This window comes from Staphylococcus sp. Y174-1 (assembly GCF_049897865.1).
Taxonomy (GTDB): domain Bacteria; phylum Bacillota; class Bacilli; order Staphylococcales; family Staphylococcaceae; genus Staphylococcus; species Staphylococcus saprophyticus.
Genome location: NZ_JAFCXB010000001.1, coordinates 335632 through 355961 on the forward strand (window position 1 = coordinate 335632; position 20330 = coordinate 355961).

At 32.6% G+C, this 20330-nt stretch carries 19 protein-coding genes and 1 riboswitch; of the genes, 17 read left to right on the top strand and 2 right to left on the bottom strand.

Annotated features, from left to right (window positions below):
• Positions 1-45: 45 nt before the first annotated feature.
• The 3 genes from ACP7BT_RS01785 to ACP7BT_RS01795 all read left to right on the top strand — a co-directional run bounded on the left by ACP7BT_RS01785 (position 46) and on the right by ACP7BT_RS01795 (position 3486).
• On the top strand, positions 46-771 hold the full coding sequence (locus ACP7BT_RS01785) for a response regulator (RefSeq protein ID WP_011303060.1): 726 nt from the start codon (positions 46-48) through the stop codon (positions 769-771).
• Complete coding sequence (locus ACP7BT_RS01790) at positions 755-2518, top strand: ATP-binding protein (RefSeq protein ID WP_037538600.1); 1764 nt, start codon at positions 755-757, stop codon at positions 2516-2518. Before ACP7BT_RS01785 ends, ACP7BT_RS01790 begins: the two co-directional genes overlap by 17 nt.
• 219 nt (positions 2519-2737) lie before the next feature.
• A riboswitch (FMN riboswitch) is annotated at positions 2738-2873 on the top strand.
• 67 nt (positions 2874-2940) lie between these two features.
• The gene (locus ACP7BT_RS01795) at positions 2941-3486 is read left to right on the top strand and encodes an ECF transporter S component (protein ID WP_037538408.1); all 546 of its coding nucleotides are present in this window, start codon (positions 2941-2943) and stop codon (positions 3484-3486) included.
• 155 nt (positions 3487-3641) lie between these two features.
• Here the strand turns inward: ACP7BT_RS01795 and ACP7BT_RS01800 are convergent, their stop codons facing one another.
• Positions 3642-3890, bottom strand: coding sequence for a ferredoxin (locus ACP7BT_RS01800; RefSeq protein ID WP_002483238.1), 249 nt, complete (start codon positions 3888-3890; stop codon positions 3642-3644).
• A 109-nt stretch (positions 3891-3999) separates the two neighbouring features.
• Here ACP7BT_RS01800 and ACP7BT_RS01805 point away from each other — a divergent pair, with 109 nt between their 5' ends.
• The 4 genes from ACP7BT_RS01805 (at position 4000) to ypdA (ending at position 9349) form a co-directional block, all read left to right on the top strand.
• Complete coding sequence (locus tag ACP7BT_RS01805; RefSeq protein WP_041080658.1) at positions 4000-4959, top strand: helix-turn-helix domain-containing protein; 960 nt, start codon at positions 4000-4002, stop codon at positions 4957-4959.
• The gene (locus ACP7BT_RS01810) at positions 4952-6331 is read left to right on the top strand and encodes a RecQ family ATP-dependent DNA helicase (RefSeq protein WP_426303716.1); all 1380 of its coding nucleotides are present in this window, start codon (positions 4952-4954) and stop codon (positions 6329-6331) included. The genes ACP7BT_RS01805 and ACP7BT_RS01810 overlap by 8 nt, the downstream gene beginning before the upstream one ends.
• Before the next feature lie 146 nt (positions 6332-6477).
• On the top strand, positions 6478-8109 hold the full coding sequence (gene ebpS / locus ACP7BT_RS01815; protein ID WP_052463702.1) for an elastin-binding protein EbpS: 1632 nt from the start codon (positions 6478-6480) through the stop codon (positions 8107-8109).
• Between the two features lie 253 nt (positions 8110-8362).
• Positions 8363-9349 carry a bacillithiol disulfide reductase YpdA gene (gene ypdA / locus ACP7BT_RS01820; protein WP_002483242.1) on the top strand — a complete coding sequence of 329 codons (987 nt, stop codon included), beginning with the start codon at positions 8363-8365 and terminating at the stop codon, positions 9347-9349.
• 77 nt (positions 9350-9426) lie between these two features.
• On the opposite strand, the gene ACP7BT_RS01825 is transcribed toward ypdA, so the two are convergent.
• Positions 9427-10401 (bottom strand): asparaginase, encoded by a 975-nt coding sequence (locus ACP7BT_RS01825; RefSeq protein ID WP_041080660.1) that lies wholly within the window; start codon positions 10399-10401, stop codon positions 9427-9429.
• Between the two features lie 78 nt (positions 10402-10479).
• On the opposite strand from ACP7BT_RS01825, the gene cmk reads away from it, so the two are divergent.
• The 10 genes from cmk to aroC all read left to right on the top strand — a co-directional run bounded on the left by cmk (position 10480) and on the right by aroC (position 20325).
• Positions 10480-11139, top strand: coding sequence for a (d)CMP kinase (gene cmk, locus ACP7BT_RS01830; protein WP_002483244.1), 660 nt, complete (start codon positions 10480-10482; stop codon positions 11137-11139).
• Positions 11140-11434: 295 nt separating this feature from the next.
• Positions 11435-12616: a 30S ribosomal protein S1 gene (gene rpsA / locus ACP7BT_RS01835; RefSeq protein ID WP_002483245.1), complete on the top strand. Its 1182-nt coding sequence runs from the start codon at positions 11435-11437 to the stop codon at positions 12614-12616.
• 177 nt (positions 12617-12793) lie between these two features.
• On the top strand, positions 12794-14104 hold the full coding sequence (gene der, locus ACP7BT_RS01840) for a ribosome biogenesis GTPase Der (RefSeq protein WP_041080661.1): 1311 nt from the start codon (positions 12794-12796) through the stop codon (positions 14102-14104).
• A gap of 17 nt (positions 14105-14121) precedes the next feature.
• Positions 14122-15120, top strand: coding sequence for an NAD(P)H-dependent glycerol-3-phosphate dehydrogenase (locus ACP7BT_RS01845; protein WP_002483247.1), 999 nt, complete (start codon positions 14122-14124; stop codon positions 15118-15120).
• 168 nt (positions 15121-15288) lie between these two features.
• Positions 15289-15561 carry an HU family DNA-binding protein gene (locus tag ACP7BT_RS01850; protein ID WP_002483248.1) on the top strand — a complete coding sequence of 91 codons (273 nt, stop codon included), beginning with the start codon at positions 15289-15291 and terminating at the stop codon, positions 15559-15561.
• A gap of 453 nt (positions 15562-16014) precedes the next feature.
• Entirely contained in the window at positions 16015-16587 is a 573-nt protein-coding gene (locus tag ACP7BT_RS01855; protein WP_002483249.1) for a hypothetical protein, read from the top strand.
• 1 nt (position 16588) lies between these two features.
• The gene (locus ACP7BT_RS01860; protein WP_002483250.1) at positions 16589-17290 is read left to right on the top strand and encodes a demethylmenaquinone methyltransferase; all 702 of its coding nucleotides are present in this window, start codon (positions 16589-16591) and stop codon (positions 17288-17290) included.
• Between the two features lie 26 nt (positions 17291-17316).
• Positions 17317-18270 carry a polyprenyl synthetase family protein gene (locus tag ACP7BT_RS01865; RefSeq protein WP_011303068.1) on the top strand — a complete coding sequence of 318 codons (954 nt, stop codon included), beginning with the start codon at positions 17317-17319 and terminating at the stop codon, positions 18268-18270.
• A gap of 146 nt (positions 18271-18416) precedes the next feature.
• Positions 18417-18866 carry a nucleoside-diphosphate kinase gene (gene ndk / locus ACP7BT_RS01870; protein ID WP_002483252.1) on the top strand — a complete coding sequence of 150 codons (450 nt, stop codon included), beginning with the start codon at positions 18417-18419 and terminating at the stop codon, positions 18864-18866.
• A 292-nt stretch (positions 18867-19158) separates the two neighbouring features.
• The gene (aroC, locus tag ACP7BT_RS01875; protein WP_002483253.1) at positions 19159-20325 is read left to right on the top strand and encodes a chorismate synthase; all 1167 of its coding nucleotides are present in this window, start codon (positions 19159-19161) and stop codon (positions 20323-20325) included.
• Positions 20326-20330 lie beyond the last annotated feature (5 nt).

Genomic DNA, 20330 nt, shown 5'->3' on the forward strand with positions numbered 1-20330 from the left:
AATATGGTTGAATTAGAAAGTTAGTCGTGTGGGAGGTATATACGTATGTCAAACGAAATACTAATTGTAGACGATGAAGATCGTATTAGAAGATTATTGAAACTATATCTCGAAAGAGAATCTTTTGAAATACATGAAGCAAATGATGGAAATGAAGCATATAGAATGGCAATGGAACATGACTATGCTTGCATTTTATTAGATTTGATGCTACCTGAAATGGATGGCATTACCGTTGCGTCTAAATTAAGAGAGCATAAGGAAACACCCATTATCATGTTAACTGCTAAAGGTGAGGAAACAAATCGTGTAGAAGGATTTGAATCTGGTGCGGATGACTACATCGTAAAACCATTCTCTCCAAGAGAAGTGGTCCTACGTGTTAAAGCATTATTAAGACGTACACAAGTGGCAACTGCCGAACAAAGCGAACCACATGCACGTGATTTAATAGAATTTGATCACTTAGTGATTGATAACGATGCACACAGAGTGTTGGCAGATGGTAGTCAAGTGAATTTAACACCTAAAGAATATGAATTATTGATTTTCCTAGCAAAAACACCTAATAAAGTATTTGATAGAGAACAATTACTAAAAGAAGTATGGCATTATGAGTTCTATGGTGACTTGCGAACTGTAGATACTCACGTTAAACGTTTAAGAGAGAAATTAAATCGTGTATCAGAGGACGCTGCACATATGATACAAACTGTATGGGGTGTTGGTTATAAATTTGAAATCAAATCAAATAATGAATCAACTCAATAGCGTCGTCATTAAACTGTGGTTAACTATTATTTTTATAGTGACTACAGTTTTAATTTTATTAAGTGCAGCGCTTATAACGTTTATACAATCTTATTTCACGCAAGAAACAGAAGACTCATTATTAAAAGATGCAAAACGAATTAGTCAACTTTTAGAAAGCGCAGATAATAGAGAAACTGCAATTCAACATAGTAGAAAATTAATCGAAGGACCAGTTGGACTTATCATAATGAATGATAAGCATATAGATAGACAGGATAAAGATAAAACGAAAAACAAAATGGTCAAAGAAATTAAAAAAAGCAATGATTACAATCAAGTATTTAATAATGGTAAACAAGTTTCTGAACATGTCACCTTAAATATGAATGGAAATCAACGAACTTATGTATTAATCGGTTATCCTACAAAAGCCATTTCATCAGCGGATAATCACACAAATAAGTTTAGTGGTGTATTCATTTATCAAGACCTAAAAACGATTGAAGACACAAACAATGTCATTACCGTTATCATTTTAATTATTGCGATTATCTTTTTAGCGATAACAACTATCTTTGCCTTCTTCTTATCTTCTAGAATTACAAAGCCTTTAAGAAATTTAAGAACACAAGCGTTAAAAGTATCTAAAGGTGATTATGCGCAAGTTGTCCCAGTCAATTCGCGAGATGAAATAGGGGAATTATCACGCGCATTTAATACAATGAGTTCCGAAATACAGCAACACATTGACGCGTTATCTTCATCTAAAAATATACGCGATAGTCTAATCAATTCAATGGTAGAAGGCGTATTAGGCTTTAATGATAAAAAAGAAATTATCATTTCAAACAAAATGGCTAATACTACATTGCAAATGTTAGATGATTTTGCTTTAGAAAAACTTGATGAACAAAATGAACTTACATTTAAAAATAAAAAAACGCAATTTGAAGTTTATGAAATTAACACGCGCTATTTTGTAATTATTACAAGTTATATCGAACAAATTCAACCTGATGGTCGTAGTGGTATTGTAGCTATCATTCGTGACATGACTAACGAACATAATATGGACCAAATGAAAAAAGACTTTATTGCGAATGTATCACATGAATTACGCACGCCTATATCTTTACTGCAAGGGTATACAGAATCCATCGTTGATGGTATCGTCACCGAACCTGCAGAAATTCATGAGTCACTTTCAATTGTGTTAGATGAAACAAAACGCTTGAACAGATTAGTGAATGAGTTATTAAATGTTGCTCGTATGGACGCAGAAGGATTAACTGTAGAAAAAGTTGTTCAACCCATTGATCATTTGCTTGATAAGGTGCAACAAAAGTATCAAAAACATGCTAAAGATTTAGGTTTAAATATGAATTTAAGTCCAAATACTCACAATCAGATGTGGTATTATGATTCTGATAGAATTGAACAAGTATTAACCAATCTTATAGACAATGCTTCAAGATATACTGAACCAGGTGACGAAATAAAGATTGAGTATGGAGAAACGCAAACTGAAAATATCCTTTATATTAGTGACACTGGATCAGGCATAGCACCTGAACATTTACAACAAGTATTTGATAGATTCTATAAAGTAGACACTGCTCGTAAAAGAGGTAAACAAGGAACAGGATTAGGATTGTTCATATGTCGCATGATTATACACGAGCATGGTGGTACTATCGATGTTAAAAGTACGCTTGGTAAAGGGACTACATTTATCATCACTTTACCAAAACCTAAAACAAACTGATTTATCTTTAATAATTCTAATCTATTACAAATCCGTTACAAGCGTGGTACTACTACGGCTTGTGACGGATTATTTTCGTTGGTAGCTTGAATTTAATTTTATTTTTAATCATTTTATCACATGTGTAGTACACACAATGGCTAGGCAATGAGTTATTTTAAGCAATTCTATTGTTTTTATCTGACTAATAAGCTATGATAAATTTATAAAATTTAAGAAATTCATCTTCGGGGTAGGGTGCAATTCCCAACCGGCAGTAAATAAAGCCTGCGACCCATTTTATTATATATAATAAAATGGCTGATCTAGTGAAAATCTAGAGCCGACAGTAAAGTCTGGATGGGAGAAGATGGAGGACATGATTTGTTGTGCAATTTATTCCTCCTATTCTATGTAAGATGAATGGAAGGAGACAATTAAATATGCATCAACAAACAAAAAGACTCATTACCATAAGTATGTTGAGTGCGGTGGCTTTCATTTTAATGTTTATAAAATTTCCAATACCATTTTTGCCACCTTATTTAACGTTAGATTTTGGTGATGTTCCCGCGTTATTAGCAACATTTATTTTAGGACCTGTAGCAGGTCTTATTGTAGAATTCATAAAAAATTTACTCAACTTTTTATTTAACATAGGTGATCCAGTTGGACCAGTTGCAAATTTTTTAGCAGCATCTAGCTTTTTATTAACAGCTTATTTTGTAACGAAATATAAAGATAAAATTAAGTCACAAATTGTTGGACTAAGTATTGCGACAGTAGTTATGACAATTGTATTAAGTATACTGAACTATTTCGTTTTACTCCCACTGTATGGCATGATTATGAATCTATCTGACGTTGTTGAAAATGTAAAAATCGTCATTGTATCTGGTGTGATTCCCTTTAATATCATTAAAGGTATTGTCATCTCTATCATATTTATTTTGTTATACAACAGACTAAAAAATGTCTTACCTAAATAAAATTTAATAAAAGAAAGATAGATAAAACGAGCCATTATATATTGATATCACGGCTCGTTTTATCTATCGCTTTAAAAAAATAAAAAGTTAGCAAATGTCACAGTGATGACGTTACTAACATGGTTGTATATAATTACTATTTTGCAATAATAGCATTATTCAAATTTTAATGCATCGCCATCAAATGATTCCTCTTCAATTTTAATTGAATCCGTAGGACAACCATCTAATGCATCTTCCATGTCTTCATATAGTTCTTCTGGCACTTCCGCAGTACCTTGATTATCATCTAGAATAACATATGCAATACCTTCGTCATCATAGTCATAAATATCAGGGGCAGCGGCACCACAAGCACCACATGCAATGCATGTATCCATATCTACAATTGTATATTTAGCCAATTTCTTCGCCTCCTTTGACAAAAATGCTACAATAATTACACAAATATTATTGTAATCACAGTTTATCGTTTTTTCAAATGTTTTCGATTTATAAGATGAGGGAGCGTCTATGTATAATATAATTCATTTTGCATACACAAATGCACATAATTACAAAACCGAAAAAAGTATATTTAATATTATCACAGGGAAAAAGTCTCATCAAACCTTTTTTGACGCCTGTAGTCAACAACTATTGTCATTGTATCATAGCTTACCTAATTTAAAATATCCGTCGTTTGAGCGATATTATAATAATTTTAACATTGAAACAGCGCAATATCAAAGTATCATTAATCATCCTCGACACACATACGACAGTCTTGTGAACACGTTTAATGCAATTCAATTGTTAACTCAGACACTTTCCAATACTGGCCATGCTATTTATGAATTTATACCGATCACACAACATCGTACTGTGCAAAAACAAGTTAAACAACTATATAAAAAAATAACTGATGAAGATTTAAAATCTCGATTCATCGAAGAACTTACAAACTTATTTCATACGTTATCAGAAAAAAACAATCATGTTTATCTCCATTACTATTTACAAGGTTTTGAAGAAAGCATGTACACTAGACAACAAGTAAGTTTAATTGAATCTGTATCTCAAGAACACTTATATGAATTGGAAATAAGAGATTTAGTTACTTTAATGTATGAAATAGAAGATGATTCACAATATCCTTTATTAAATCAACTTATTATATTACCTGCTTTATTACATAAGACAACATTAACTTATGAAGGTATAAAACAAGGCATGCATTTTGATAAATTAGCAGCTCAACAAAATGTTAAACAAAATACGATACAAGATCATATCTTAGAATTATTTATCAAAGGTTATTTAACAGATTATCATTCATTTTTAATACATAAAACTTATGAACAATTTATTCCACATTACTTGTCAAACCGCAGTGAACGTTTAAGAAACTATAAAACTATATTTCCAGATCTTAGTTATTTTGAAATTAAATTAATCATTGTTGGCATTGAAAGAGGTGATTTGCATGCTTAATGAAGCGTTAAAAAAACACTTTGGTTTTGATACTTTTAAACCTGGACAAAAAGAAATCATAACGCATGTACTTGAAAAGAAAGATACATTAGGTATTTTACCAACTGGAAGTGGCAAAAGCCTATGCTATCAATTGCCAACATATATAAATCAACAACCAACACTAATCATCTCTCCATTAATCTCATTAATGGATGATCAAGTCATGCAACTTAAACTACATTGTGAGCATCATGTAGCTTGCATTCACTCAGGAATGGATGAACATGAAAGGGCTCAAAACATTAAACAATTGACGAAAAGTCGCTTTATTTTCTTAAGTCCTGAATTTCTGCTACAACCTCATAACTTTAAATTAATAAAACATATAAATCTAGGAATCATCGTATTAGATGAGGCACACTGTCTCTCAGAATGGGGTTATGATTTCCGACCGCATTACGCCTTAGTTGGCAAAATCGTCAACCATTTTCATAACGCTACTGTATTAGCTTTAACAGCAACAGCACCATCCTATTTAACATTTGATTTAGAGCAAATATTAAATAAATCTTTTCATATCGTAAAGACAACCATGAATAGAGATAATATTTCGTTATCGCATAAAAACTTTGCTGATGATGATGAGAAGTTGAAATGGTTACTACCTTCATTAGAACACGCTGGTCCAACAATTATCTATGTATCATCTAAAAAAATGTGTCTATTATTAGCGCAACAAATATACAACTATGGCTTTTTAACTGGTATTTATCATGGTGACTTATCTTATCAGGAGCGTCATACGGTACAACATCAATTTTTAAATAATGAAATCCCAATCATTGTTGCTACAAGTGCATTTGGTATGGGCATTAATAAAAAAGACATCCGAACAATTATCCATTTTCATTTATCTACAAGTCCTTCTAATTATATGCAAGAAATAGGTCGTGCTGGTCGTGACGGGGGACAAAGTCAAGCCATTAGTCTTTATCAACCAGATGATCGCTTTTTATTAGAAACACTATTATTTACCGATATGATAACGATGGAGGATGTTGAAACATTCGAACTCGGTCAATTTTTGCCTCCTGAAAAATCAGAAGTTCTACAAATACTTTATAGCTATTATACATATCAACAATTACGTAATATATTCGAGATTTCATACAAACGTAAACATTTAGGATATATGCGCATGTTAGGCTATAAGCATCTTGATCAATGTCGACGTGCTTATATGATAGAATTCTTTAACGAACAATTGAGCGAAAAACCAAACCAGTGCTGTGATAATGATTCTAAAATTAATGCAATAAATATATTAAATAGAAAAAAAGTTAAAAGAAAAATGGATTTTAATGAAAAAATACAAAATTTATTTAAATAATAGACAATCACTTTACTTCATATTTTCAATCAAGCTATAATACGGTGTATACACTTGTTTAATAGTAATTTTTCTTCAAAAAGTTATACATATTTACAATCTTTCAGGGTAAAACAGTATATACTTAAATAAAAAAAGGAAGGATGATGAATTTGTCTAACAACAATTTTAAAGATGATTTTGAAAAAAATCGTCAATCCATTGATCCAAAAGAACACCAAGAAAATACTCAAGACTCGGTTAACGATTCAGTTGACAATGTAAAAGAGGAAGTGTCTAATAAATCAGATGAACAATTTCCTCCTAGAAATGCTCAACGCAGACAACGTCGAAGAGACACAGCAACAAATCAAAGAGAAGATGAGCAGTCTAACCAAGAACATCACAACGAAAATAATGATGTTGGTGATCGTGATAATGGTTTACAACACGAAGACAATTCTTCAAGAGATTCAAATGCAGACAAAGAATCTAATGATCCTTCACAAAATAACAATTTGATTCACGAATCATCAAACGATCAGCAATCTGAAAATCGTCATGATATAAATAATGAAAAAGTTCAATCTGACGAAGATAGCAATAATAAAAAAGGTGCTGCTATCGCCAGTAGTGGTGCTGCAGGCGCTGGTGCTTATGCTGCTAGTAAACATAACGATGCAGCTTCAAGTTCTAAAGACCATAACGATAAAGCGCATCAACAAAATCAAGATTGGGAACAATCCAATCAAACGAATGATTCGACAGAAACGCAAGATGAAAATACAAACAATCATGATTCTAAGAAAAAAGGTGCTGCTGTAGCAGGTGGCGCTGCCGCTGCTGGAGCTGGTGCTTATGCAGCTGGCAAGCATAAAGGCAAAAAAGATAAAAATGATAATGAACCAGAACAAAATGAATCCAAATCTGACGTTAAAAACGAAGAAAAACATGGTTCTAAGAAAAAAGGTGCTGCTGTAGCAGGCGGTGCAGCAGCTGCTGGTACTGGCGCTGCCGCTGCTTCACATTCTAAATCAAGTACTGGCAATGGTGGTAATGGTAATGGTGGCAACGGCGGAAATGGTAATAATGGTGACAATAACCATGATTCTGAAGATAACAACAAGAAAAAAGGTGGTTTACTTGGTAAACTCCTCCCAATTATAGCAGCTATTTTAATCTTAGCCGCTATAGGTATCTTTGGTGGTATGGCGTTAACAGGTAACAACGATGATAAAGGCAGCGACGATGACAAAAAAGTAGCTGACAACAAAGATAAAGATTCTGATAAAGCTAAAGATGCTGATTCTGATAAAGACAGTAAATCAGCTAAAGATAAAGACAAAGCTAAAGATGATGACAATAATCAAGCTACAACAGATTCTGATAGTAGTGATAGCTCTGATAATGCCAATTCTGATTCTGACCAAGGTAACAACGATTCACAAGATCAAGCTAACAGCGATCAAAACCAAGGCACACAAGATGAACAAAATAGTCAAAACAATCAAGATCAACAAAGCGATCAATCACAACAAAATGATCAAGCTAATAGCAATCAAAATGGTTCATCAGACCAGTCACAAAATGCATCAAACGATAGCAACCAACAAAATAATCAATCTTCAAATAGCAATTCTGGACAACGCACTCACGTTGTAAATGGACAAAATTTATATAGAATTGCAATCCAATACTATGGTGAAGGTACTCCAGAAAATGTAGAAAAAATCAGGGAAGCAAATAATATTCAAGGCAACGACATTCATAATGGTCAACGTCTTGTGATACCACAATAATTTTCTTTACTACTGATAATTTTTATGGATAACTATTAAATAGAGTAGCTATCAAATTATAGATAAACCCTGCGCACATATTTGCGTAGGGTTTATCTATGTTTATTTATCGAGTTAAATATTAAATAATATAATTTTCTTTCAAGCATAAACCTTATGAATTCAATTGTTATAAAGTTTTCAAATTCTTTAATTTGGAATTTTTAAAACTATTGGTATAATGTATGGGTGGTAAAAGGAGGACGAATAAAGTATGCAAACAGTTGAAAGTATCATAATAGGTGGCGGTCCTTGTGGATTAAGTGCTGCCATTGAGCAAAAGAAAAAAGGAATAGATACATTAGTTATTGAAAAAGGTAATGTTGTAGACGCGATTTATAATTATCCTACACACCAAACATTCTTTTCTTCTAGTGACAAATTAAGTATTGGGGACATACCTTTTATAGTTGAAGAAAGCAAGCCGCATAGAAATCAAGCACTGGTTTATTATAGAGCTGTAGTTAAACACCATCAGTTACGAATCAATGCTTTCGAAGAAGTCCTCACTGTAAAAAAAATCAATAACCGTTTCACAATTACAACTACGAAAGATGTTTATCAATGTAGATTTCTCACTGTAGCAACAGGATACTATGGACATCACAATCAACTTGAAGTCGAAGGTGCAGAACTTTCAAAAGTAATGCATTATTTTAAAGAGGCGCATCCTTACTTCGATCAAAATGTTGTCATCATAGGCGGTAAAAACTCAGCAGTCGATGCTGCTTTAGAACTTGAAAAAGCAGGCGCAAATGTCACAGTTATTTATCGTGGCAATGAATATCCAAAAGCGATCAAACCATGGATACTTCCTAATTTCGAATCGCTTGTACGACATGAAAAAATCGATATGGCATTTAATGCAAATGTCACTAAAATTACTGAGGATAGTGTTTTCTATGAACAGGGTGGCCAAACATTTGAGATAGCCAATGACTATGTGTTTGCCATGATTGGTTATCACCCAGATTACGAATTCTTACAATCTATCGGCATTGAAATTAATCAAAATGAATATGGTACTGCACCTGTATATAATAAAGAAACATATGAAACTAATGTTGAAAATTGCTATATAGCTGGTGTCATAGCTGCTGGTAATGATGCAAATACAATTTTTATTGAAAATGGCAAATACCATGGCGGTATTATTACACAAAGTATCTTATCAAAAAAACAAACACCTTTAGAATCTTAAATTCCTAAGATATAAAAAGCTGAGACAACTAAAAATTGTCTCAGCTTTTTATAATTCAAATAGTATACTTAATCATTTTAAAGTTGTGATTCAAAGTATCGTTTTAATTGTTTAAATGTTAAATCATTACTTAATCCAACTAGAAGTTTTAACCTAGCTTTAGGACCATTTAAACCATTTGAGAAAATAACACCTTTATCTGCTAAGGTTGCACCGCCACCTTCATAAGCATAAATTGGTCCTACAATACCGTTAAATGATCTAGATACTAAAATTATAGGTATGTTTTTATCTAAACATTTGTCTAGTCCTTCCAAACTTGTTGGTGGTAAATTACCTTGTCCAAGCGCTTCAATGATGATGCCATCAACATTATTATCACTATGAAACGTTAACACATCACTATTCATTCCCATATATGCCTTAACTAATGGAATATTTAAAGTATGGTCTATTTCATTTAAGATAAGATGCTCATATGGTTTATGGTGAAATTGAACGCTATTTTTAGTGACAACACCTAGTGGGCCATGATTAGGGCTTTGAAAAGTATTTGTATTTGATGTATGTGTTTTCGTAACGTTACGCGCAGTATGAATTTCATCATTAAACACTACCATGACACCCATATCTGAAGACTCGTCACTTGTTGCAACACGAATCGCAGATATGAAATTATATAAACCATCTGAACCTATTTCATTTGAAGAACGCATAGCACCAGTAATCGTAATAGGTTTTGAAATATCTGTTGTTAAATCCAGTAAATAAGCTGTTTCTTCTAGCGTATCTGTACCGTGAGTAATAACAAATCCATCATAAGATTCATTTTTAGTTGCTTCCTCAATAATTTCTTTCAACTTTTCCACATATTCAATATTCATATGCGGTGAAGGTACATTGAACGGTGTTATTTCTGTCACATTTGCATATTGCGCAATCACATCTTGATGATTAGATATAGGATTATCTTTATTTGTCACCACTTTGTTAGCTTCATCTTGTGACATGCTTATCGTTCCACCGGTATGTATAACAAGAACATTTTTCATGCTAGCATTCCTCCTATTTATAATATACATATTTATGATAAAATATTATTCATAAAACAACAAGGAAGGGTTACAAAAATGAAATTATTAAATATCGCACTAGATGGACCTGCTGCGGCTGGAAAAAGTACCATCGCTAAATTATTAGCAGCTAAATTATCTATGATTTATGTAGATACAGGCGCAATGTACCGCGCAATAACTTACAAATACTTACAACAAAACAAACCTGAAGATTTTGATCAACTTATAGAAACTACTGAATTGTCTTTAACTTATGATAAAGACAAAGGTCAAAGAGTTATTTTAGATAATCAAGATGTCACTGACTATTTAAGAGAAAACGATGTAACCAATCATGTTTCTTATGTTGCATCTAAAGAAGCGGTTAGAACATTTTCTGTAAACAAACAACAAGAATTAGCAGCTAAAAAAGGCATCGTAATGGATGGAAGAGATATTGGTACCGTTGTATTACCTGATGCAGATTTGAAAGTATATATGATTGCTTCAGTGGAAGAACGTGCAGTTCGAAGACAAAAAGATAATGAAGAACGCGGTATTGTTTCCAATGTTGAACAACTTAAGCAAGAAATTGCTGATCGAGATCAATATGATATGAACCGTGACATATCACCTTTGAAAAAAGCAGATGATGCGATTACAGTTGATACAACAGGAAAGAGCATAGAAATTGTTACACAAGAAATATTAGCACTTGTTCATAAAATTAGTTAATCTCAAATAATAGCTAGATATATAAAGCCCTTTCTTTCCAAATTGTGTAAAAAGGTTATATAATACAATTATCGGGTATAAAACTTACATGAATTTTTATACTAATACGAGCTGCATATAAAGTGAAATTGTAAAAAATAGGTAAACTTATTTAAAATTTAGTTAGCTAAATGACCCTATTTTACAGCATTTTAACAATTAATATTTGAATTCCTTAATTAAAGTGGAATTTCTTGACAATTTTGTCAGATTATAAGATGTTATAAATATGTAGTGTAATAAGGAGGCAGACAAGATGACTGAAGAGTTTAACGAATCAATGATTAATGACATTAAAGAAGGGGATAAAGTTACAGGCGAAGTTCAAGAAATTGAAGAAAAGCAAGTAATTGTTGCTGTTAATGGTGCAAAATTTAACGGTATTATCCCAATAAGTCAACTTTCAACACATCATATTGATAATCCTAGTGATGCTGTCAAAGTTGGTGATGAAATTGGTGCATATGTTACTAAAGTAGAATATGACGAAGAGAATGAAACGGGTGCTTACATCCTTTCGAAACGTCAACTTGAAACTGAAAAATCATATGAATTTTTACAAGAACAACTAGACAATAACCAAACAATTGAAGCTAAAGTCACTGAAGTTGTTAAAGGTGGTTTAGTGGTTGATGTTGGTCAAAGAGGATTTGTTCCGGCTTCATTAATTTCTACAGATTTCATTGAAGATTTCTCTGATTTTGAAGGTCAAGTTCTTAAATTAAAAGTAGAAGAATTAGACCCTGCAAATAATCGTGTCATTCTTAGTCGTAAAGCAGTAGAGGCATTGGAAAATGCAGAGAAAAAAGATGAATTATTGGAATCACTTAATGAAGGTGACGTTATAGAAGGTAAAGTTGCTCGACTTACAAACTTTGGTGCATTCGTAGATATAGGTGGCGTTGATGGACTTGTTCACGTTTCTGAATTATCACATGAACATGTAAAATCTCCTGAAGATGTGGTTTCAATTGGTGAAACGGTAAATGTGAAAATTAAATCTGTAGACAAAGATTCTGAACGCATTTCTTTATCTATTAAAGATACGTTACCTAGCCCATTTGAATCAATTAAAGGTGAATTCAACGAAGGCGATGTAATCGAAGGCACTGTCGTAAGATTAGCTAACTTTGGTGCATTTGTAGAAATTAAACCTGGTGTACAAGGTTTAGTGCATATTTCTGAAATTAGTCATTCACATATTGGTTCTCCAAGTGAAGCGTTAGAACCTGGCCAAGTCGTAAGTGTTAAAGTGCTTGGTGTAGATGTAGAGAATGAGCGTATTTCGTTATCTATAAAAGCTACGTTACCAAATGAAAATGTTATCGAAAGTGATAGTGAAACAACACAATCCTATTTAGATAATGGTTCTGATGACGAAGATAATCCAACATTGGGTGATGTATTCGGTGATAAATTAAAAGACTTTAAGTTTTAATACAAAGTATGATGCCAATTTTAAATCTTGTCCTAATGATAACTAGGGCAAGATTTCTTTTTTTGCCATAAAATTACAATGTAATAATTATAACAGTCATATTGTTTTAATATTTCTTTTTATTTATCTAACCCGTATGATAGAATTATAGAGATTAAAAAAGAGAGGAAGTTAGTTATGACTAAACCTATAGTAGCAATTGTTGGTAGGCCAAACGTTGGTAAATCGACAATTTTTAATAGAGTCGTAGGCGAGCGTGTATCGATTGTAGAAGATACGCCAGGAGTGACTCGTGATAGAATTTATTCATCAGGTGAATGGTTAACGCACGATTTTAATATCATTGACACGGGTGGTATTGAAATTGGAGATGCACCATTTCAAACTCAAATAAGAGCTCAAGCAGAAGTTGCAATTGATGAAGCTGATGTTATCATTTTCATGGTTAATGTAAGAGAAGGCTTAACTCAAAGTGATGAAATGGTTGCACAAATGTTATATAAATCAAAAAAACCTGTCGTGTTAGCCGTTAATAAAGTCGATAATCCAGAAATGAGAAATGAAATTTATGATTTTTATTCTCTTGGCTTTGGAGATCCATACCCAATATCCGGTTCACATGGACTTGGTCTAGGTGATTTATTAGATGCAGTTGTTAAACATTTTAAAGAAGAAGAACCTGAGCCATATGATGATGATACAATTAGATTATCAATTATAGGACGTCCAAATGTAGGTAAATCAAGTTTAGTGAACGCTATCTTAGGTGAAGACCGCGTCATTGTTTCCAACGTAGCAGGCACAACACGTGATGCTGTAGATACTGAATATAGCTATGATGATCAAGACTATGTATTAATTGATACTGCCGGCATGCGTAAAAAGGGTAAAGTATATGAAAATACTGAAAAATACTCCGTTTTACGTGCACTAAAAGCAATAGAAAGATCGAACGTCATACTTATTGTCATAGATGCTGAACAAGGTATCATAGAACAAGACAAACGTGTTGCAGGATATGCGCATGAAGAAGGAAAAGCCATCGTTATCGTAGTTAATAAATGGGACACGGTAGATAAGGAAACAAATACAATGAAAAAATTCAAGGATGAAGTACGTAAAGAGTTTCAATTCTTGGACTATGCAGAAATAGCATTTGTTTCAGCTAAAGAAAAACAACGTCTTAGAACGTTATTCCCATATATTAAAGAAGCCAGTGAGAATCATAAAAAGCGTGTTCAAAGTTCTACACTTAATGAAGTTGTCACTGATGCTATATCAATGAACCCGACACCGACAGACAAAGGACGTCGTTTAAACGTATTTTATGCTACACAAGTTGCAATTGAACCACCAACATTTATCGTTTTTGTCAACGATGTAGAATTGATGCATTTTTCTTATAAACGTTATTTAGAGAATCAAATCAGGGCTGCATTTGGATTTGAAGGTACACCAGTGCATATTATAGCAAGAAAAAGAAATTAATCATCGGAGGGGATAGCATGTCTAAAGTTACCGTTTTTGGTACTGGAAGTTTCGGTACAGCATTAGCAAATGTCTTAGCCGAAAATGGACATCAAGTATTGATGTGGGGGAAAAACGAAACCACTATAAAAGAAATTAATGAACAACACATTAATAGTAAATATTTAAAAACCGCTGAGTTAAATAAAACTATTGAAGCAACACTTGATATTGAAACCGCTGTTGCTTTTGCTGATATTTATTTAATGGCACTACCTACCAAAGCGATGAGAGAAGTAGCTCAAACAATTGATTCGTTATTATCTAGTAAGAAAACGTTTATACACGTTGCTAAAGGTATTGAAAATGATACTTATAAACGCGTATCTGAAATGTTAGAAGATTCTATTTCACCTAAACATAATGCAGGAATTGGCGTACTATCAGGACCAAGTCATGCCGAAGAGGTAGTCATTAAACAACCTACAACAGTAGCAGCTTCTTCAAAATCAGAATCTGTACGGCAACTAACACAAGATTTATTTATGAATGATTATTTACGTGTTTACACAAATGAAGATCTCGTAGGTGTTGAACTCGGAGGCGCTCTAAAAAATATCATCGCTGTTGCAAGCGGTGTAATTTCAGGAATGGGCTTCGGAGATAATGCTAAAGCGGCATTGATGACTAGAGGTTTGGCTGAAATTAGTCGTTTAGGCGAAAAATTAGGTGCAGATCCTATTACTTTTCTTGGTTTAGGTGGTATTGGCGATTTAATTGTGACATGTACTTCAACACATTCCAGAAACTATACATTAGGCTATAAATTAGGTGAAGGAAAATCACTTGATACTGCTTTAAATGAAATGAATATGGTTGTGGAAGGTGTATATACAACAAAATCAGTTTACCATTTATCAAAAGAAGTCAATGTTGATATGCCAATAACAACCGCTCTATACAAAGTATTATTCGAAAATAGACCCGTAGATGAAAGCGTTAAAGATTTGATGGGACGAGGAAAGAAAGCAGAATAAAAGAGTATAATTACACTTTTTATAAAATATATAACAATTTGCTATCAAAATCCTATTATTTCAACGTTTTTTGCACATAAATCATTGCAGTAGCAGTAATCGTTGTGTTAAAGTCATACCATAATGATATTAAGTATCATTATAAACCCTAGGGGAGGTGAATTCATAATGAACAAGACAGATTTAATCAATGCTGTAGCAGAGCAAGCTGATTTAACTAAAAAAGAAGCTGGTTTAGCTGTAGATGCAGTATTCGAATCAATTCAATCATCACTTTCTAAAGGTGAAAAAGTACAATTAATTGGATTCGGTAACTTTGAAGTACGCGAACGCGCTGCTCGTAAAGGCCGTAACCCTCAAACTGGTAAAGAAATTGATATCCCTGCAAGCAAAGTTCCAGCATTCAAAGCTGGTAAAGCTTTAAAAGACGCAGTAAAATAATTCTTTACTAAAAGTGAAGCCCTTTTTAAGGGGCTTTTTCTTTTTTTATTAAGCTTTTAATTAAATACTTATCAATATAAACAAAAACTTTATGATATCATTTGTGTTAACTACAAACTATATATTCACAATGATTTAAGATACAATGAAACTAAAATTAATACATACGATGAAATAAATCACAGTTCAGACTAAGACAAGTACATTCGTTTTAGTCTGAATTATAATGTGAACAACTGGTGATTGAATTAAAACAGCTTTAAATCAGTCATTTCAAGCACTAGCCATTCTTTCCAAATTGAGAAGACGAAACTTTTTTAGCAAAATGATATAAGTAGTTCTTACGCTTTTTTTATATATAATGCACGATTATTGTTAACTATGGTTTTCGTTGATTTTATTTTTCTCTATATAATGTTAATATGTATATGGATAATAACGTGAGGTGTGAACATGGAAACGACATTAAACATATTAGAAACACAAATTACACAGCGACTTCGCGGTGTAAATCATTATGAATCAATCTATATAAATAAAACGTTGGCACAAATTCTTGATTCTTATGATATACCACAAGAAGCTAAATTAGCTTGCCTCACAATAGATACAGCAATGCGTCACTTAGACGAAGTTTCTACAACTTTATCGTCTAAAAAATCTATTTTAATAGGTGACTTGTTAAGTGCACATTTTTATACATTATTAGCAAATTTAAATGATCCAACTTATCAAAAAGAAATTAGTACAGCCATTGTAGAAGTAAATGAAATGAAATCTTCTATTCACCACGAAGCAATAGATATTAACGCTATTGGAGCATATATATTAAAAATAGAAAATACATTTCCACTAATTACAATAAAACGATTTATTCCAAATGCTGATACTTCTTTTATCAATGATAAATTAATAGCAAATTTAAGTGAAAATCACCCTTCATATTTAAGTAATTATTCTAAAGAAACGCTAGAATCATTTTTAGACCAACTAAAAACTGAAATTCATCCAAAAAGAGGTAATTAATATGGCAGATAATAAAGCAAAAAAAGAACAAGTACATGATGTTTTCCAAAATATTTCTGGTAAATACGATCGGCTGAATAACATCATAAGTTTCGAGCAACATAAAACATGGAGAAAGCGCGTAATGAAAGAAATGAATGTGAAGTCTGGATCTAAAGCATTAGATGTTTGTTGTGGAACAGCAGATTGGACAATCTCTTTAAGTAAAGCTGTAGGTCACACTGGAGAGGTCATCGGTGTAGATTTCAGTGAAAACATGTTAGAAGTTGGAAAACGCAAGACCAAAGATATGCATAATATTCAACTTGTTCATGGTGATGCAATGAATTTGCCATTTGAAGATAACGAATTTGATTATGTAACAATCGGTTTTGGTTTAAGAAATGTGCCTGATTATTTAGCAACATTGAAAGAATTAAATCGTGTACTTAAACCAGGTGGTATGATTGTTTGTCTTGAAACAAGTCAACCTACAACGCCAGTATTTAAACAATGTTACAAACTTTATTTTAAATTTGTGATGCCAATTTTTGGTAAAATTTTTGCAAAATCTAAAGATGAATATGAATGGTTACAACAATCAACATTTGATTTTCCAGATAAAGAAAAACTGAAAAGACTATTTAATCAAGCAGGTTTTAGTAATGTTAAAGTCCGTAGCTTTACAGGTGGCGTTGCAGCAATGCACCTTGGCTATAAATAAAAATGAATCAACCAAAGGTGATTAGCGTGTCAAAGTTAAATATAAATAGTGAAATAAAAAAAATAGAAAAACGATTAGAACAGTCAATTAAAAGTCACGATAAAGTACTCGAGGCTGCTTCACATCATTTATTTTCTTCTGGTGGTAAACGCGTTAGACCAGCTTTTGTAATTTTAAGTAGCCAATTCGGCAAAGAAATGAATGAAGATGTTTATCGTGTCGCAGTTACGCTTGAATTAATTCACATGGCTACTTTAGTCCATGATGATGTTATAGATAAAAGCGACAAACGTAGAGGCAGTTTGACGATTTCAAAAAAATGGGATCAAAACACAGCCATACTCACTGGTAATTTCTTACTCGCTCGTGGACTTGAACATATATCGAATATTGAAGCTAATCGTGTACACGCTGTTATTTCTCGCGCCATTGTAGAAGTATGCATGGGAGAACTATATCAGTTTCAGGATCAATTCAATGGACATCAGACAATAACAAACTACTTACGTCGAATTAATCGTAAAACAGCATTGCTCATTCAATTGTCTACAGAAGTAGGTGCAATCACCTCTGGAGCTGACGCAAAAACTGTACATAATCTAAAAATGATTGGCCACTATATAGGTATGAGTTTCCAAATTGTAGATGATATATTAGATTTTACTAGTACTGAGAAAAAACTAGGCAAACCAGTTGGAAGTGACTTGATGAATGGTCATTTAACTTTGCCTGTGCTTTTCGAAATGAGAAAAAATGAAACATTTAAACAACAAATCCAGCAATTAAATTCAGAAACGGATCATGAAACATTCGTTAAACTAATTGATCAAATTAGAAACTCTGATGTCATTGCGCAATCTCAAGCTGTAAGCGACAAATATCTTAATAAGGCTTTACATTTAATTGATGAATTAGATAACGAAGATTCAAAATCATTATTTAAAAAGTTAATTAAAAAAGTTGGTAAAAGAAATGTGTAACTTATGTGAAAAATATTGAAAGCGCTCTAATAACCTGTTAATATATGAATGTGATTCAAAACATATTTTTATTTTTAATACATATTTGTGTACATTAATTTATTAATCGTACACTGATACATAACAAACAGGGGGAAGCACACACAATGGAAAGAACATTTTTAATGATTAAACCAGATGCAGTACAAAGAAATTTGATAGGGGAAATTATTTCTCGCATTGAAAGGAAAGGTCTCAAATTAGTTGGTGGTAAATTTATGACTGTACCACAATCACTAGCTGAAGAGCATTATGCTGAACATACTGACAAACCGTTCTATAAACATTTAATTAGTTTTATAACATCTGCACCAGTATTTGCGATGGTTGTTGAAGGTGAAGATGCAGTACATGTAGCTCGTCATATTATAGGTAAAACAAACCCATCAGAAGCTACGCCAGGTACAATTAGAGGAGACCTTGGTTTAACAGTAGGAAGAAATATTATACATGGCTCAGATTCAGTTGAGTCAGCAAATAAAGAGATTAATCTTTGGTTTAAGGCTGATGAATTAAGTGAGTACTCAGAGTCTAGAGAATCTTGGTTATACGAATAATCATTAAAAATTGTAAATACCAATAATTAAACTGATTAGATCATTGTATCTAATCAGTTTTTTATATGTACAAAACAAATTTTCCACTCGTTTTACATGACTATAGTAATCAAGTACAGGATTTAATATAATTTAAATAACTCAAGTGTTACACTTGTAAAATAATAATATTAGAAGTCATTTTTATGAATATTCAGCAATTATTAATTTTCCTATTAATTTGAACTATTGAATATGATAAGATATAGAACATATATTAATTTAAAGTACTAAAGAACGGAGTGGGTAAAGTATGAGATATTTAACTTCTGGTGAGTCACATGGACCTCAACTAACGGTGATTATTGAAGGTGTGCCAGCTAATTTAGAAATTAATGTAGCTGATATAAATGAAGAAATGTTTAAAAGACAAGGTGGATATGGTCGTGGTCGCCGTATGCAAATTGAAAAAGATGCTGTTGAGATTGTTTCAGGTGTGAGAAATGGTTATACACTTGGAAGCCCAATTACACTGATTGTTACAAATGATGACTTCACACATTGGAAAAAAATAATGGGCGCAGACCCAATTAGCGAGGAAGATCAAGATAATATGAAACGTGTTATCACTAAACCTCGTCCTGGTCATGCAGATTTAATCGGTGGGATGAAATACAATCACAGAGATTTAAGAAATGTATTAGAACGCTCATCTGCACGTGAAACAGCAGCACGTGTTGCTGTAGGCGCCGTTTCAAAAATACTTTTGAAACAATTAGATATTAACTTTTATAGTAGAGTAGTAGAAATTGGTGGAGTTAAAGATGATTTAGAATATGACTTAGATACAATCAAATCAAATATCGATAAAAATGATGTGCGTGTCGTTAATGATGAAATCGCGCAAACGATGCGAGATAAAATCGATGCTGCTAAAAAAGCTGGTGATACAATCGGTGGCGTTGTACAAACAATCATTGAAGGTGTACCGATTGGAATTGGTAGCTATGTACATTATGATCGTAAACTAGACGGTCGAATTGCACAGGGTGTTGTAAGCATCAATGCGTTTAAAGGCGTTAGTTTTGGTGAAGGGTTTAAAGCAGCTGAAAAACCTGGAAGTGAAATTCAAGATGAGATATTATACGATACAACAAATGGGTATTATAGAGGCTCAAACCATTTAGGCGGCTTTGAAGGCGGCATGTCTAATGGAATGCCAATCGTTGTTAATGGTGTAATGAAACCTATTCCGACACTATACAAACCATTAAATTCAGTAGATATTAATACTAAAGAATCATTTAAAGCATCTATTGAGCGTTCTGATAGTTGTGCTGTACCTGCAGCCAGTGTTGTTGTTGAAAACGTAGTCGCATTTGAATTAGCAAAAGCATTGCTCGAAGAATTTCAATGTAATCATATTGAACAGCTTCAATCACAAATCAAAGAACGTCGTTTATTAAATATAGAATACTAAAATGT

Bases quoted from the DNA above. Each gene is read 5' to 3' on its own strand.
- rpsA (WP_002483245.1), top strand. From the start codon at position 11,435: ATGACTGAAGAGTTTAACGAATCAATGATTAATGACATTAAAGAAGGG.
- ACP7BT_RS01790 (WP_037538600.1), top strand. From the start codon at position 755: ATGAATCAACTCAATAGCGTCGTCATTAAACTGTGGTTAACTATTATT.
- ebpS (WP_052463702.1), top strand. From the start codon at position 6,478: ATGAATTTGTCTAACAACAATTTTAAAGATGATTTTGAAAAAAATCGT.
- ACP7BT_RS01855 (WP_002483249.1), top strand. From the start codon at position 16,015: ATGGAAACGACATTAAACATATTAGAAACACAAATTACACAGCGACTT.
- ACP7BT_RS01810 (WP_426303716.1), top strand. From the start codon at position 4,952: ATGCTTAATGAAGCGTTAAAAAAACACTTTGGTTTTGATACTTTTAAA.
- ACP7BT_RS01795 (WP_037538408.1), top strand. From the start codon at position 2,941: ATGCATCAACAAACAAAAAGACTCATTACCATAAGTATGTTGAGTGCG.
- ACP7BT_RS01805 (WP_041080658.1), top strand. From the start codon at position 4,000: ATGTATAATATAATTCATTTTGCATACACAAATGCACATAATTACAAA.
- cmk (WP_002483244.1), top strand. From the start codon at position 10,480: ATGAAATTATTAAATATCGCACTAGATGGACCTGCTGCGGCTGGAAAA.
- ndk (WP_002483252.1), top strand. From the start codon at position 18,417: ATGGAAAGAACATTTTTAATGATTAAACCAGATGCAGTACAAAGAAAT.
- aroC (WP_002483253.1), top strand. From the start codon at position 19,159: ATGAGATATTTAACTTCTGGTGAGTCACATGGACCTCAACTAACGGTG.
- der (WP_041080661.1), top strand. From the start codon at position 12,794: ATGACTAAACCTATAGTAGCAATTGTTGGTAGGCCAAACGTTGGTAAA.
- ACP7BT_RS01860 (WP_002483250.1), top strand. From the start codon at position 16,589: ATGGCAGATAATAAAGCAAAAAAAGAACAAGTACATGATGTTTTCCAA.
- ACP7BT_RS01825 (WP_041080660.1), bottom strand. From the start codon at position 10,401: ATGAAAAATGTTCTTGTTATACATACCGGTGGAACGATAAGCATGTCA.
- ACP7BT_RS01785 (WP_011303060.1), top strand. From the start codon at position 46: ATGTCAAACGAAATACTAATTGTAGACGATGAAGATCGTATTAGAAGA.
- ACP7BT_RS01845 (WP_002483247.1), top strand. From the start codon at position 14,122: ATGTCTAAAGTTACCGTTTTTGGTACTGGAAGTTTCGGTACAGCATTA.
- ypdA (WP_002483242.1), top strand. From the start codon at position 8,363: ATGCAAACAGTTGAAAGTATCATAATAGGTGGCGGTCCTTGTGGATTA.
- ACP7BT_RS01850 (WP_002483248.1), top strand. From the start codon at position 15,289: ATGAACAAGACAGATTTAATCAATGCTGTAGCAGAGCAAGCTGATTTA.